This is a genomic window from Candidatus Obscuribacterales bacterium (genome assembly GCA_019744775.1).
Lineage (GTDB): Bacteria > Cyanobacteriota > Vampirovibrionia > Obscuribacterales > Obscuribacteraceae > SBAT01.
The window spans coordinates 4,283-21,841 of record JAIETZ010000002.1; the positions used below are offsets into that span (position 1 = coordinate 4,283).

Consider the following 17,559-nt stretch of genomic DNA (forward strand, 5'->3'; position numbering starts at 1 on the left):
CTATTGACCTGTTGCCGAGTAAGCTCCATGGCGAGCAGTTACTTGCGTCAGCACAGCGGCCATCTTGACCAGCTTCTCAGCCATTGCATGATCATCTGCGTCAGCTGCCTTCAAGAGTTCGCCGAGGATGGTGTTGTTTTGCATTAGTGAAACCAGTGAGAACTCAGTGTGCATGAGACTCATATCCTTATTCAAGTCATAACGCTGGATCTTGCGGCGTCCAAGTGGATCAGCCTTAAGCGCGACATTGATCGACTCATCCGGAGCACCGATGATGAATTCTTCGCCGGAGCTCAATGTCATCAGCTTGCTGCCGGCATAAAGCTTGACTGAGTGCGCCGAGTTATCGTACAAGCAACGAACTTTTACGATGTTGTTTTCATTGCTTACAAGCGCGATTGTTCCAGGTGCAACTGATACAAGCGAATCACCTGCACGAACAAGAGTTGCACGGCTGGCAGCAACCAGGGCTTCACCACCCTTGAGGTTAACTACACCTGGTTTTTCCATTACCAACTTGGTGCCTCTTGTCTCTTTGATCATTGCAGTGTCAGTTGCCAGACTACGCAAGGCTGAACCAATTACAGCACTGGAGCCGGTCGTGTAGGCAATCGGCACAATTGATGAAGTTTCAGTTGCCTTCGAAGCCGGAGCCGATGAAATCTTACCGCCAACTGGGGCAGCTGGAGCGCCATTGCCAATCTTAGCCGGCGCATCTTGCTTAGGTGAACGGCTCATCTTCGGAGGAACAGCGTCACTACCGATTTCTTGCTTCAACTTGTCGATTGTCTTTCTCATTGTGATTGAGAAGCAACCCATGTTGCAATTGATGAGCATATCACGACCAATCATGGCTTTTCTTTCGAACTTGCTCTTCTTAACTTGCAAGCCGACAATCTTACCTGCATCGAGTGGTTCACGATCAACACCGTCAACCGGTATCAATTCTTCTTCGGAGAGATCGGCATCAGCAACGATCAGTTCTTCACCGGCGGCAGCTTTGAGTTCTTTGGTTTCGCCATTCACTAGCATCGATATCTTCGTCTCGCCACCAAGCAAGTTGGCAACGCGGACTACACCAGGACGGTCTTGTTCAACGATAGTTGTACCGTCACCTGGAATTGAGATGTTGCCTTGCGATGTTTCAACAGTCAATCCGGCTTGACCGGCAGAAGCAACCATCTTGCCGGACTTCAATATAACGGTGTGGTTGACCGATGGAGCAAAGGTTGTACCACCGGAGCCGATTATAACTGTGCCGTCATCGCCGGCAAACGAGAATGGTTGGCAGTAACCGGAAGCAACAACCCAGCCATTTTCATCAGTTGTTGATTCGCCGCCCGGGAGAGCCATCACCGTACAAACTGTTTGTTGTACAGTCGAAGTTAGGTTAGCCTTAGTATTGTTGCTTGACGTCGTATCAGTAACGACCATAGCCGTTTGATTAACGAGTGTCGGTGAGACTTCCGGCTCGATGAATACAACGCCACCGACATCAGCTACAACTGGTGCAGCGCCACCTGGTGCAGGCGGGGCTGGCGGTACAACTGGAACAAGCAATGGACCAAATACACCAACGAATACATTGTTCAAAATCATCGGACCAGGTGGGTCAATGGCAATTACACCGCCGTTGGTCTGGAAGGTGCTTATTCCATTTACTGTAATGCTGCCCTTAACGCCGGAATCAAATACCATTGCGCCGCCACCGGTAAAGTCAAATATTGTTCCTGGCGCAAAGTTGACGGTACCAATTACCGTCGGTGTGTTAGTACCGGCAACACGCGATAGTTGCAAGTTGTTCAAGTAAGCATCAAAGCCACCAGCCGGTGCCGGACCTGACCAGATTGCAATGCCACCACCCTGGAACACATTTACATCTTGATTATCAATTACAACTGTGCCGCCGCCGCTGACATATCTGGCGACTGAACCAACTATAGCCCCAGATGGCATATTAAGTACACCATCGGTGGCGTTCAATATTACATTGGCGCCTTGAGCAAAGAGTTCGGTATTGGCGCCAAGAGTCACGTCCTGCGCACTGTTGATATTTATGTCTTGACCGACGCTCACCAGGTAAATAGTATTTGCGGCATCGAATGTGATATTGGTACCGGCATTTACCGAAGTTACATTGATAGAGCCGAAATTCATCTCATTTGTTTGATATGCGTTTATATCGGTGCTTATGAGGTCAAAACCTGCATTAACCGATCCAGCTTGCATATTGGTTGTTCCAGCAGCGCCTAGAGAAACGCCTGTTTGACCAGTCACGGTGATGTCCGTTGCAGCGGTGACTGTTCCGGAATTCAGCTGAACATTACCACCGGATGCAATTAGATTTACAGCGCCTTGTGAAGCTTGCATCGTCGCTGCACCCAAAGTAGTCACAACATTCCCTGTTCCAGTTGCTGTCAGGTTGACATTGCCTGCCGATAAGTTATCGACGGCGGTTAACGTCGTAGCTCCTGTTGAAGCCAAGTCAAATGTGCTGGTAGCACCCGCGGTTGAAGCCCCAAGGTTTACATTGTTGGTACCGCTGGCGGTACTGATGTACACATTACCACCGGTATTGGCGGTCAAAGTATCTCCGACAGTCATTGCTACTCTTGAGCTGGTACCCGATCCAATATCACCTGTGCCGGACGTGAGATTTGCATCAGTTGCTGTTATTAATGCCGTGCCTGTCGTACTAATTGCACCGGCGCCATTAGCTGTCAGGTTGACGGTACCTCCAGTCAATCCGACTGTCCCATTTATATTGATACCGCCACCGGCAGCTGTAGCCAGATCAAAGGTATTGGCTATTCCGGAAGAAGAATCACCGAGATCAACACCGCCTGTTGTACCTACAAATACGTTGCCGACAGCCACTGCGGTTAATAACGTCGTATCGGCGCTGATACGTGAAGTGGTGCCTGTACCGATACTGCCACCGGCGCTCAAGTCAATGTTAGCGCCTGATAGAGTTCCACCACTCAGACCATTGCTGATATCACCGCCCGCCAAGACCGTCATCGTGCCTGTAGTTGTCGCACCAGCATTAACTGTAACGGCGCCATTTGCATCAAGGCTGACACCTGACGAACCATTCAATGCGCCATTAAGAACAATGTTGTTGGCGGTTGTTGCCAATTTGATCGTGTCTGCTGTTATAGTGCCGGCACCGGAAGTCGTAATAGTATCCGAAGCGATAACATCCAAAGTCTTATCGACAGTCACCGAGGTGGAGGACAAGCCCAATGCACCTGTCTGATTGATGAATGCATTACCGTTGGCTGCGCCGGCGTCATTGGCTGTCAGCGACAAAGTGCCGGCAGCAGTATTCACTCTTTGACCACTCGTACCTATATTACCGGCTGTGGCCGTCAAGTCGACACTATCACCAGTCAACAGCCCTGCGCCGGAAATACTCGTTGCAGACAAGAGCGTTACAGCACCACCGGCAGCATTGGCAGTGATTCCGCCACTTAAGGTAATGCCGTTACTGGTAGCATTCAACGATACGCTACCGGCAGTGACAGTTCCTGTATTCGATACCGTTATTGCGTCACTGGCAACCAAATCGAATGTCTTGTTCACATCAACATTGGCGCCGTTCAGGGTGAGCGCACCTGTCTGATTTATGAAGGCATTACCCAAACCGGCACCGGCTGCCGAGGCAGTTACATCCATTGTTGTTGTGACGGTGTTAATGCGAGCGCCGGTTCCACCGCCGATATTACCTCCAGTGGATGTGAGAACTAAGCTATTGCCTGTTACAATGCCACTGCCGAGGATATCGGTGCCGGCACCCAGAGTTACGGTACCTGTAAGTCCTGATGAATTAACATTGCCGTTGAGAGCAATTCCGCCGTTAGTACTATTGGCAGTAAAGTTGTTGGTGACGGATGAAGTAAACAAGTTGAGCGAGCTATTTGCGCCCAATATGGCATCAACACCCTGGAATACTCTGATACGTCCGGTCATATTGTCGGCAAAGGCAGATACAGAACCAGCAGCGGCATTGCCGAAGTCGATTGTACCTGTAGTGCTGGTTGCAATATCACCAACAAGATTGAGGGAGTTATTGATGTTGACGCTGCCTGTCGTGCTGTTGAATGTGATTGTTGTCGGTCCGGCACCGGTGCCGACTGCCAGGATTGAACCGGTATTGGTGAGATTGAGATCAGCGGCAACTTGTGTTCTGAAAGTAATCTGTCCACCCGAACCTGCAACACCGCCGAAACCATCATTTGTTTGGATAGTAAAGGCATTGCTTATGGTGCCGGAGGAAGCTTCAATGTCGATTACTCCACCTGCAGTTGTGCCAATTGCACCAGTGCCAGGCAATGCCGACAGATTGCCACCGACTGTCAATCCAGCAATAGCAGATGAGCTCACCAAATTGATAAAGCCGCCATCACCTGTTCCTGCTCCATTGACTGTGATGTCACCAGCACCAACAAATGTCAGTGAATTACCCTCAATCTCGACGTTGCCGCCTTTGCCATTTCCGCCGGCCAGAGCTGAAATATTGGAGGTGCTGACTGTAACATCACCATCGGCAAATATTTGAACCGTACCACCCAATCCGGATGTACCGGCATTGGCCGACAAATTACCGGTAATAGAAGAATTACCTGCTGTCGGGAAGCCAGTTTGCAGGCTGGCATCAGAAGTGATGAGGATAATGCCACCGTCACCGGTACCGGCGCCGTTGACTGTCAATCCACCACCTACAGTAACGAGACTACCTGTTAGGTAAACTTCGCCACCCTTGCCGTTAGCAGCTTGAACGGATACATCAATGTTGTTTTGGTTGATGGCCACACCACCGGCTTGGTTATTGAGAACAATGATACCGCCATTGCCCGTACCACCCAAACTACCACCACGAGCTGTCAGCACTCCAACAATCGTGTTGGCACCAGGAGTGGCATTATCAACGGTCAGTACGTTACTTGTATTTGTATTGATTGTGATTGTGCCGCCGTGTCTGGCAGCGGAAACATCGAAAGCAGTAGCCACCGCAGACAGACCGGCAGCAGAGCTAACGGTAATTGTTCCGCCGTCACCGATACTGCCGACAGCCATACCGCTGGCTGCCTGCAATGTAGCATTAACGAAGTTGGTGCCTGTGGCTGCACCGATTACCATTTGAGTCAAAGGATCAGAAGAAATGAGGCTTATGTTACCTCCATTTCCAGTTCCGGCACCACTCATATTGATTATGCCGCCGGTGGCGTTATCCACTTGCAGCCTGGTGCCGCTCAAGGTGAGGTTGGCGCCATTAGCACTTATGCCTGATGTGATATCAATAGCAGTTCCAAAGTTCGGAATAACAACTGCGCCTTGTCTGTTTGTGATACTTACAGTTCCGCCGCTGACGCCGGCAATTGAGATTGTACCGTCAATATAATTAGTACCGGTGGCAGAACCAACAACTAAGTTGGTTGTTGAACTAGATACGAATTCAATTTTGCCGCCCACGCCTGTCAAAACGTCTGTTGCATTAGCTTGCATGTTGTCGGCATTCAACTGTATTGTGCCGCTGCTGGAGATGGTTATTGTGCCGCCGTTTGGACCATTGGCATTAATCGACCAGTTGTCGATGTTTACATCGCCTGGTGAGCTAATCAATACATTACCGCCGAAGTCCGCCGAATTTGAACTACCGGATGATGCATCGATGCTCAATGCACCTGTGGTGTCGACATTACCTTGTTGCAATCTGATCTGTACGGTTCCCCCTGTCGTAGCATTACTCAATGCGCGGATACTACCGGCCATAACAAGACCATTACCTTGTCCCAATCCAACATTGAGTGAAACGAAGCCGGCTACTGCAGATGTACTGCTGGCTTCAATACATACGCCGCCATTGTTTGTAGTGAAGGCAATATTGCCGACTGGGGCAACTATAATTACATCGCCGGCTTGAGCTGTTTGACCCGTAAAGATTTCGCTATTGAAATTGGCACCTAGACCACTTATGGCTAGAACATTGCCGCCTAAGCGACCTGCACGTGTGCTTATCGTTACACCGCTATTTGCACCATTGACACTCAGCACAGCCGTCGGTGCAATCAACAATGCCGAACCGGCGGTAGTAGTACTGGTGGCAGTATCACCACCAAGTTCAATATAGGTTCCGACAGTCAGGCTTCCTTGAGAAGCCAAAAGTGTTAGATCACCGCCGTTGCCGGCTACACCAGCTTGGGCAACTACGTTTGTTCCTACATTAATAGCGTATCTCGATGCCAGACTGATGCTGGAAGCATTGTTGGATACTTGCTGTCCGGACAGACTGTTGACGGAGATTCCGCTGAGTACTGCAGCAATTGGTGCATTAAAATGTCCATCACCACCTGTATTTATGGTTAAGGAATTGCTTGGCAGGCTAATGCTGGCAAAGCCACCTGGAACAAGAGAATTGCTCACGGCTGTCGGTGTAATGGTCAATGTGGTATTACCGGAGAGCGTTGTCGTCGTTGCAACATTTACGTTCGGGAAGATACCAATATTGGATGCCGGATGTGTTTCAGTTGTGTATGTTGTTGTTCCAACAACAATGTCATCTGCTCCATAGAGAACAATATTGCCCGATGTTGTACCTGCATTAGATACAGCCGGCATGCCGTTCGCACAACCTGAACAAATTGATATAGCGCCCTCTGCCGACATAAAGACACTGCCACCAGCTGCTCCGGAAGCAGGAGTGAAGCTGTTGTTGCTTGTGGTAACAGTACTTGTAACCGTAATCGCTCCTGTTGAGGAAATACCAACCGAGCCACCGACATTAGCACTGCCACTTGCTTGTGAATTGATGCTATTGATTGTTACCGAACCGGCCGATGGCATTTCACCGACTCTAGCAGAATCATCGATGTTAACGACAGTTACCTTACCCCCCACTGTTCCGGAAGTAACTATGTTGTTTATGGAAATAGACATCGGCGAAACGTTGCCGTTATTTCCGGCAGAGACAATATTTACCGAACCACCGACGCCGGATGTTGAAGATGTGTTGATATTCAACAAGGCAGCACCATTTCCTGAAACGTAGGTTCCGGCATTGACGACGACATTGCCACCTGCGGATGCGCCGGAGGCATTGAGCCCAATTATGCCCTGAGTATCAGCAGTCGTACGTCCAATTGTTATTGAGCCGTCACGGTTGCTCAATATAACTTGTGCGCCCCTGGCGCTACTGTAACCAACTGCATTGATATTACCTACGGAAAGTGTTCCGCCAGTTGCGGCAAGAACAACATTGCCGGCGGCATTTTGAGTTCCGGTACCGTACGCAGCGATATCATTAGCAATGTTTAGACCACCTCCGAATGCCACTGCCACTAAGCCTCCACCGCTTGAAGTACCTGATGAGATATCCAATCCGGCAGTAGTATTAGTGTTGCTAACCGTGCCTGTTATAGCTATTGATTCACCGTTCAAAGTGATATTGCCGGCGAAGTTGCCTGTGGAACTTGTATCAACGCTATAAGCGCTAACCGAACCATACGGGTTCACTATTGAAACTTGTCCAGCGGCAGCTCCTGTCAAACCAGCAGCCGATACACGATTGACTGAAATGTTTATGCCTGTATCGAAACCGGTAATCGAAATTACGCCGCCGTGGTTCGGTTGGTTTTGCGTAAAGCCACTGCCGGTAGAAATTACATCTTGAACAGTCAATGCCGACTCATTTACCGACAGAGAAATGTTGCCGCCGCTAGCGCCACTGGCAACGATTGAACCGTTGGATACAGTGATTGTCGTACCGGAAATCACCACCTCACCGCCATTAGATGCAGTAGATGAAACATCAATGGCTGAGCCGTTAGTATTGCCTGTTGTGCCCGTTATGCTTATTCCCTCACCATCTAAGAATACGTTACCGCCAACAGCACCATAAGCGTAAGCACTTATGCTGGACAACGTCATTGATGAGAACGGGCTCGCCAAATCGACCGTGCCGCCAACGGCAATTCCTGTACTGTTGGCGATGATATTGCCGATTGTTATTGCGGTTGCTCCTGTACCCCAAGCAAGACCAACCAAGGTGCCACCTGTAGTGTTGGTGCCGCCACCGGCCATATTTATGCCGGCAGTGTTGACTATATTTCCCAGCAACGTGACATTGCCGCTGGCTGTGCTGGCAGCTTGCGTAGAGTTGGTTGTTATAGTTCCAGCAACGGACAATGTACCTCCCGATACTAGAAGTACATCGGAAGCATTGCCGGTAGCTGCTGAATTTGAAACATTGCCTGAAATGGTCATGTTACCGGCTGATACTAGACTTATCAGATTGTCACCGCCGCCGGCGACGTTATTGGCAGAGACAGTGCCACCAACTAATAATGGAGCCAAGAATGACGCGGAAGGCATATCTACAGTCAGGTTACCAATTCCAAATGAAGTGAAGGTGGAAAGCGATCCAGCCGGCACCACAAATGTCGTACTTGTCGTAGTGTCGGTAATTGTTGGTGCTGAGGTTGTCGAAACTGTGTACACGTAATTATTGCTGGAATGCGCATTTACGTATGCTTCTGTCAACAAACTCGAGGTACCGCTGTTGATATTAGCAAACTGATAAACGCCTGAGCCAGGCACGCCGGTAATGTTACCGGCACTGACGATAATAGCCGTACCAACTGAACCACCGGCCCCGCCATTTACGTTAGGTGAGAAGGTTAGACTGCTGCTAGCACCACGAGATACGAAGATGTTGCCTCCACTTGCACCGGCACCGGAGGCCGATACATTGGCTGATACAGGAACTGTGCCTGCGGCAATTAGAGAAACATTGCCGCCTGCTGTAACGCCTGATGCATTGGTCGTGGTGCCGTTAATGTTGGCGTTGGTGCCATAAGCATTGAACAGAATACTTCCACCGGCACCCTGAGAAGAAGAGGCATTAGCGGTTGTATAGGTAACTCCAGTTTTGGCCAATCCCAGGATTGTGCCGCCCTGGAGTGTACCTGATGCAGTAAGCGTTGCAAGAGATGCCGTAGCCTGACTGGACAACAGAGCAATCGTGCCGCCGGAGGTTGTTCCAGTTGCTGAAGCACTTACTGCCGACACACCATTAGCAGCCGACAAGATAATGTTGCCACCTCCGCCTGCTGTACCATTGGCGTTAAACACGCCGGCTCCGTTGTTTGAGCCGGAAACAAAAGAGCCACCGGAGACCAAGGCAATTGTGCCACCTTCTTGTCCATTAGCAGTGTAAATCCAGTTTGTAGCAATATTGCCGCCAACAGAAAGAGCGATACTGCCGGCGTTGTTATTGGTCGAATTCGCAATCAGTTGTAAGTAATCGGAGTTAGGTGTAGCTGTGCCGAAATAACCAAGAGGACCATTGAGAATGTTGATTGAAATATCACCGGCATTACCCGAGGTGGATGACGTATTGATTGAAGCTTCCGTGCCGAATCCTGTTAGCGCGGAGTGAACACCGGCAAATCCATTACCGGATCCAGGCAAGTTGGATTGATTAATGTTTATTGAGACGTTGCCACCATTACCGGCTCCGCCGCGAGCATCCATAAATTTCCATGTACTGGAAGCACCACTGCCGCCACTACCATTGAGGTTCAAATTACCAAGTCCGGTAATGTTAATGTCAATATCACCGCCGGTTACACCGGACGAGGTATCCACTTGGCTGCTCAAAGAAATGTCACCAAAAGCCGTCAGACCAACATTGCCACCATGAATATTGCCTGATGCATCAATTATGTTGTTGCGTGAATTAGTAGTGCCGGACACTGATATGGTGCCGGTTGTTGCTACCAACTGGATGTCGCCACCGAAGGCTCCACCACGAGCTTCAATATAGCTGCCGTTTGAACCGAACGTGGATACCGTAGCAACTGAAGTGGCGGTAATTGAAACATCGCCGGCAAGTCCTGAGCTGGCATTTGCTTGGATAGCGCCATTGGTATTAGTGAAAGTACCGGAGCCGGCATTAATAGTTATGTCTCCAGCACTAACGCCGGAACTCGAAATATTCCAGATGTACTTTTGGTTACCGTTGCTTGTCACTGTAATGTCGCCACCATTGCCGGATGTAGAAGTAGCCAGCAATTGTAGAGTGACATTTTGCAGGTTTACGTGAGTGCTGCCCAACAATCCATCATTAACAGCGATATTAATATTTCCTGCTTTGCCGTAGGCTGACGATGTATTGTAAGAGCCTTCATAGCATGGTGCCGTGCATGGACCGCTTGTGAATTGGTTACCGCTGACTATGCCGGCATTCAGACCGGAGTCTAGAATGCTCTTGCCGACTAGAATATTGATGTCGCCGCTTGTGCCGGTGTCACCTTGCGTGGTTATATAACGGGCACCGATGTTAGTGAGTCCGATTGAAATGTAGAAGTTGCCGTTGCTGACGCCGGCAGTGACATCGCCACCATTGAGTTGCGATGACGTATTAATTCCTGAACCCATTATTGTGTTGCCGTAGGATGACAGATTAACATCACCGGCTTGATAGGTAGCGGAAGTGTTAAGCGCCTGGAGGCTGGAATTGTAGAACCAGTTGAGGTTGCCTTGCGCAGCACTCATGGTTATATCACCGCCAAATAGGCCGCCCTTAGCTTCGATAACGGCACAACCGCTGCAGGATGTTGCTGTAGTGCAGGCATAACAGTTAGTGATAGTGCCAGTTCCTGAGGTTATGGAGATGTCACCAGCTCTATCGACGGATGCATTAGCAACGTAATTGCCTGCCAGCGGCGACGTAGCAAACATGGAACCAATAATCAAATTACCTGCCGTATAAGACTCGATGAAGCCGGCACTGGTGCCGCTTGTTGTAGTCAGACGCCAGCTTTGATCGGTGCCACCAACGGAAATTGTCACATCGCCACCTACGCCTGTAACGCCCGTAGCATTTAGATTTATCCTGGCGCCTGCGATTCCGCAGCAACCAAGTCCGGTTGATGTGTTGTTACCTGTCACAACGGCGAAGCGAATAGTACCGCCCTGCCCGGAAGTCGTCGAAGCACTGACTGCTGCGACACCCTGCATTTGGAAAATGCCTTCCGACTGCTGCGACGAATTATAGACTGATTTACCGACAATTAGATTGATGTTGCCTGCTTGAGCATTGACACTATCAACATTGATAAAGTAGGCGCTTCCTGTACCACCAGGATTATTGTTGACGATGTTACCAAGACTGGCAATCAAGGTCACGTTACCAGCAACCTGATTAGAAGAAGCATTTGTCTCACCACTCAATGTAACTCCGGTACCACCGGCGGCAACTATATTGCCTGCTTGCTGTGTTCCCGAAACGTTAAAGCTGCTTGTAGCATATGAATTGTAGAAGATCTGTCCAAGTGGCGCTAAGAGCGACATATTACCACCGGTAGCACCGCCGTTAGCAACCATCCACATGGTGCCATTCATTGTTATGTCATTGCCCAAGGACATGAAATTGACCGAGCCACCTGATGTTGTGCCTGAAGCAATAAGGGTATTGCCCATGCTAATTCCGTTTCTGGCAACTACTGTGATTGAATCAGCAGAGGTAGAATGCAACACGGCATAGTCTGTATTGGTTGCTGTAGACAAGGACATCAAAGGTGCAATCATTCGTGAATCACTACCTGTATCAAGGGTGACTGTCGAATTGTTGATAGATGCGTAGCCGTTAGGATTGTAATTTGTCAGTGCAGTGGTGGTGACGGTTACTGTCTTAGCTCCACTGATGGTTGCAGTCGTCGGCACACTCGTATAAGCAGCACTCATACCGGAAGCAACAGTTACATTGGCAGGCAAGAAGTTAGGTGGTGGGCTTGGATTAGCAGTCGGATTTGGGGTAATGGAGGAACCATTACCGGCTGAAACTAGAATGACTGTTCCTGAAGCAGAACCATTTGTTGCATTCCAGGCATTGATTGAACTGTAACCAATACTGGTCGCCGAGGATAAGAAGACAGAACCGGAACGTGCCGGAGAAGAAGCCGCTACACTTGTGTTGGTTGTATCAATAACGCCGCCCACAGTTAAAGCGCCACGAACCGCAATACCTACTGAACCGGAAAGCGCCTGGGCGCCAGTGGCGTTAGTAGAAATAGCACCAACCGTAGCAGACATGTTGCTTGTATCCATGGAGACAATTTCAACATCGCCACCGGTTATACCTGTCGTATTGATGGTACCCAGCGCTACTGAAGCAGTGCCGTTGTTTCCACCGGCAGCCACATAAACAGAACCAGCTCTACCAGTGGAAGATGAGGCATTAAGGTTGAGTAAACCACCGGCATTGTTAGCGATGCTCTGCCCAGCGCTCATAATAATTGCCGTGCTGCCTGCAGTTCCTTGAGTAGAGATACCCTGGACACTGTCACTGGAGCCGGCCAAAATGCTTCCTGCAGCGCCAATCATGACTGCACCACTGAATGCTCCGTTAAGACCGCGAGCATCGATTGAGCCAACGGTTACAGAGCCGGTGCCGGCTTTGATTATGACCGAGCCACCGTAATTGCTATCGCCGGATCCCGAAGCAAGAATGTTAGTCGGCACAACAATGCCGGCTGCGCCACCAGCAAACAGAGCGATACCACCTGAAGAGTCACCAGCAGAAGCAGTATTAAGCGAAGCTCCGGAATTAAGAGCAATTCCGCCAGCTGTAGACGTTAAGCTGATACCGCCGCCTGTTGCATAGCCACTACCTGTCGCCTGAAGTCCTCTAGCGTAAATGTTGCCTGAGGAAGTTATGTTGTTTGTCGCCGTCAAATTAATAACACCTGCATACTTGCCGGTGCCATAGGCATCGGCCAACATGCTTCCGGAAATATTGAGGGTGTTACCTGAAGTCATTACCATCATGCCGGCATTACCTGCTGAACTGCTCGAATCAGTGGCAACAGATGCGCCCGTTGTGAGATTAATGCTGCCGCTTGTTGTGGTCAGAGTCAAGACGCCGCCATTGGCTCCTCTGAGTCCGGCTGCAGTTAGATTGTCCAGAGTGATGTTCTGAGCGGCGGTCATGGTGACAACGCCACCTCTTGATCCATTGCCTGTCGACGTGCCCACACCATTTGCGCGGACATTATCTATATCAATGGATCCATTGGTAGCGTTCAGAGTTATCGTTCCACCATGGGCATAGGTAGCAAGATTACCTGTACCTGGCGAAAGATTCGAATAGCCGGAAGCAAGAACATCAGTGATGTTCATTGTTGAATTGGTAAGTGTAGCGGTTATCGTACCGGCTGCAGCATTGTTCAAGCCATTAGCGTTCAGCACACCAATAGTCATGCCGGTATTTGCAGATAAACTGATCGTGCCACCAATTTTATAAGCGCCTGTTCCATTAACATAGACGCCGCCTCTATTGGAACTGCCATCCATCATTGTTATGGCATTGCTGCTTGTCGTCATTGTCACGGTACCACCGTTTTGACCGTTGGCATAAATGTTGCCGCCGTTGGCAGTTGTGACAAAAATACCTTGCGGGGCAGTGATGGTTACCGTTCCGCCTGTATTTCCTGCGGAAGACACATCAATTGCAGCATTCGTATTACCTGCTAGTCCTTGTGAGGTTGAGCCCAGCATGGTTACGGTTGTAGCAGAGTTAAGCACCAGCGTACCGCCCAGTCCTGTTTGTGAAGTGAGACTTATTCCGTCAAGCACTTGCATAGCAAGGCGGGAATAAATATTTGCGGTGCCGCCGTTACCTGACAGAGCATTTCCAGTGACGCTGGAGATGGTAACCAAGCCACCGGGGAAAGTTTGTGAGTTGGTATTGAAGGTTCCGGCATTACCCGTACCAGTTGTGCTTAGAACAACATTGCGAGCTGTGATTGCCGATCCGGCCTGGTCTGTGAAGAGGGTGATTGTGCCACCACCTGTTGCGGACTGCACAGAAAGATTACCAACATCAATCGTCATACTAGCCGTCAACGAAATTGTGCCACCAACACCGGCAGACGAGGAAGCTGCAATGGTGCTTGTCGGTTGAGCGGTAATGCTGCTTAGCAAATTCGATGGGTTGGCGGTCATATTGACAGTACCGCCACCGGCTGTACCGGAAGCGTTTAAACTGCCGGAAGCTAAATGTATGTCGCCGGCAAACAGTGTAATCGTACCGCCTGTTCCTGACGAAGCATTTACATTGAGCGCTGCTCCATCAGCTATTTCCAAATTTGCCGTAACATTGGAGGTACGCAAGAGAATCGTGCCGCCGGATGTACCGGAAGCTTTAATCTGACCATAGGTACCGGAATTGAGGGCGGCACCACCATATCCGACCGTGAAAGTGTAGTCGTCTACTGGTGATACTGGGAACAGGGAAACGGTGCCACCTGTATTAGATACCGATGACACATCAATGGAAATTCCATTGCTACCGGAAGTCTGTCCGGTGATATTAATATTGTTGCCATATACAGTGACGCTGCCACCAACTGCACCTCCGGATACAGCTGTTGATGATGAATTAATAGCATCAACAATTACTGATCCATCGCGAGCGGAAAGAACAACATTGCCCGGTGTTCCAGGAGCTGTTGCTTGTATTGTGAAGCCGGCACCATTTAGATTTGTGCCGGCATCTAGAATTACTGTTCCAGCGGTTGCCGAAGCGGACGTTACTGACGTGACCAGGTTATTACCGAGGGAAATGAAGCCGGCTGAGTTAGCAGCAATGATCGCTCCGGAATTGCCTGTTGCCGATGAGGTTAGAACAAGACCCAAAGGCAATCCACCATTGACGTCGGTGTTGTTGGCAAATATGGCAGCCGCACCAGACGAACCGGTGTTGTTAACAGTGACAATCTGGGCAGGCGGTGTTGCCGCAGTGGACAGATTGAGGTTAATACCGGATGTAAATCCTGAATTGGAGGCATCAGCTAATACAACCGGGCTAGCTGGACCAGGAGCACCCGACAAGAAGCTGAAGTTACCGCCGGTGATGATACCGCCGGCCGATCCCGAACCTGTGTCATTGTTGTAACTAGCAAATCCACCTTGTCCGGCAGTACCATTAACGTTGCTGTTTGTCGTCGAACGAACAACCAGTGAACCAACTACAGCATTACCCGTTGTCGATACCGAAATACGTCCGCCATTGGCATTGTTCAAACCACCAGCATAAAGAGACGATGAGCGAATTAGTCCTGAAGCTAATAGTGCAGCAGAGCCGGCACGATGTGTTGAACCGGTTGCGTATGTATCCACTTCACCAAAGTTATTAAGAGTATTGCCTGTCCAGTTACCGATCGTCAACGTTGATGTTGAAACAGCAAGCAATGAACCGGGGTTGCCATTGCCCGAAGCGTTGGAGAGATCAATACTGGCTAGAGCGTTAGCGGTACCGGCTGAACCAAGAACCGAAACTGCCGAGCCGAACAAAGTGGCATTACCGGAGTTGCCTGTTGAAGATACTGTCTTCAGTCCATTTGACAAGGATAATGTGCCAAGCGCGCCAAGGTATACCGAAGAAGCATCGCCGGCAACAGGTGTCGTCGACACAGTGTTCGTAATCCCGATATTACCCGAGGCAAAGATTGGCAGAGCTGCAGATGCGCTACCACCGACATTACCATTTACAGTTGTAGCGGTGACGTTACCGCCGACCAGCAACGGAGCAACAAATCCCTTGGATGGTGTGACAAATGTAAGAGTAGCTACTGTCAAACCACCAAACGCACCCAGAGATCCGGCTGGAAGATTATATGTATTGTTAGTGACTGCAATCGGATCAATAACATTGATTGTCGGCAATGCTCCTGGTGTGACGGTTATTGTCACCGTATCACCGTGAGCCGGATCAATTAATGTATTGATATTAGCCGGTGTCAGCACCGACGTGACGTTTGTGAATATTCCAATGTTGGTTCCAGCTGTAGCCGAGAACGATCCAGCTCCCATTATTACCTGATAGCCAGCAGCTCCACTTCCTGATGTGGTACTGCCGGACAAGCTGGAGGCAGATGTCGAACCTGCTGATGCGAAGATATTGCCACCTATACCGCCAGCTCCTGATGCACTGGCATTAACGGCGGAAGAAATGGTTCCGGAAGAAATGAGCGCGACATTACCACCCGCGGTAACTCCAGATGCATTTATGGCAACATTGCCGATACCCTGAAGAACGGTGCCGAATGTGTTCAGCAAGACATTGCCGCCCACACCTGCGGTTGATGCAACACTTATTCCATTGGACAACGATATTCCAACAGAGCCCGTGCCTTTAGCCATGGCAATTACCTGACCACCACCGAGAGCGCCTGTTGCTGCAATGCTTAGTCCGCCACTTGAGCTATTCAGAGAGAGTGAACCGGCAGACGAACTCATAAGAATGTTGCCGCCATAGCTGGATGCACCTGTACCATTGGCTTGAATGTACTGACCGAGCAAGCTGCCCTGAAGCGCAATACTTATGTTGCCGCCCGAGCCGGCTGTTCCGTTCGCTTGAATTATGCCTTGATTGTTGCTCAGGATGCCGTTCAATTCAAGGTTCATGCCACCGGCAGTTGATGACAAATTGATGTTGCCACCGTTGGCGCCATTGGCGTAGAAAGACCAGTTGGTGTTCATACCACCAGCGACTGCAACGTTGATATTACCGGCATTGTTATTGGTTGAATTGGCAATCAAATCCAACATATCGTGGAAGTTCTGGCTGGTGGCTGTCACGTTACCGGAAACAATATTGATATTAATGTTACCGGCATTACCTGAAATGGAGGATGTGTTGATTGATACTTCCGAGGTGCCACTGCGTGTGCTGGTTGTGTAAATACCAGGATTTGAGCCGCTTGTTTGATTGATGAATATGTTGACGTTACCGCCATTGCCGGATGTACCCATAGCATTGATGTAGCGCTGATTGCCGCCAGGTGAACTACCATAAGCATTGAAGTTCAAATTACCTGTGCCGGTAATTGAGAGATTGACATTGCCTGCCGATACAGCAGAAGATGTGTCAATTTCTGAGGACAACAAAATTGCAGCCGGATTGGAGTTGAAGGATATGTCGTTCAATGCCAGCAAATTGACGTTGCCCGAACGTGATGTGCCGGTTGTGTCAACCAAGGTATTTCTTGGGCTGCCTGTTGGGTTGACAGAACCAGGGGCACCGTTAATGCTTATACCACCGGAACTTGCCGTCACATCAATATTTCCGCCGAATACGCCGCCGTGAGCATCTAGGTACGCAGACGAGAATGAAGTAGCATTTACGGAAATGTCACCGGCACGCACTGCCGAAGCTGTTGTCGAAAGGTAACCGGTCGTAGTAAATCCTGCTGTGCTGTTGATCGTTATACTGCCACCATTAAGACCGTTGGCGATGAAATACGCACGACGCAAGCTGGCCGTTCCACCTAAATTAACTGAGATATTACCGCCATTGTCATTTGTGGAATTAGAGATCATTTGCACTACGTATTGACTGCCGGTGTCTCCACCAAAATAACCCCACTGACCGCTCTGAATGTTGATGCTTATATCTCCAGCCTGTCCGGATGTTGAGGAGGCATTAAAGGAACTTTCAAACGTACTACTCGGGAAACTGGTAGTCGCCGTTACTATACCGGCCCAGCCATTGCC

The 17,559-nt window shown here is 49.6% G+C and carries 1 protein-coding gene (running past one end of the window); it reads right to left on the reverse strand.

Annotated features, from left to right (window positions below; translation table 11 throughout):
• On the reverse strand, positions 1-17,559 hold the final stretch of the coding sequence (locus tag K2Y22_03760; protein ID MBX9877551.1) for a hypothetical protein. Its footprint extends 20,001 nt past the window's final position; the window shows 17,559 of its 37,560 coding nt (coding positions 20,002-37,560); the start codon falls outside the window, past its right edge; the stop codon is at positions 1-3.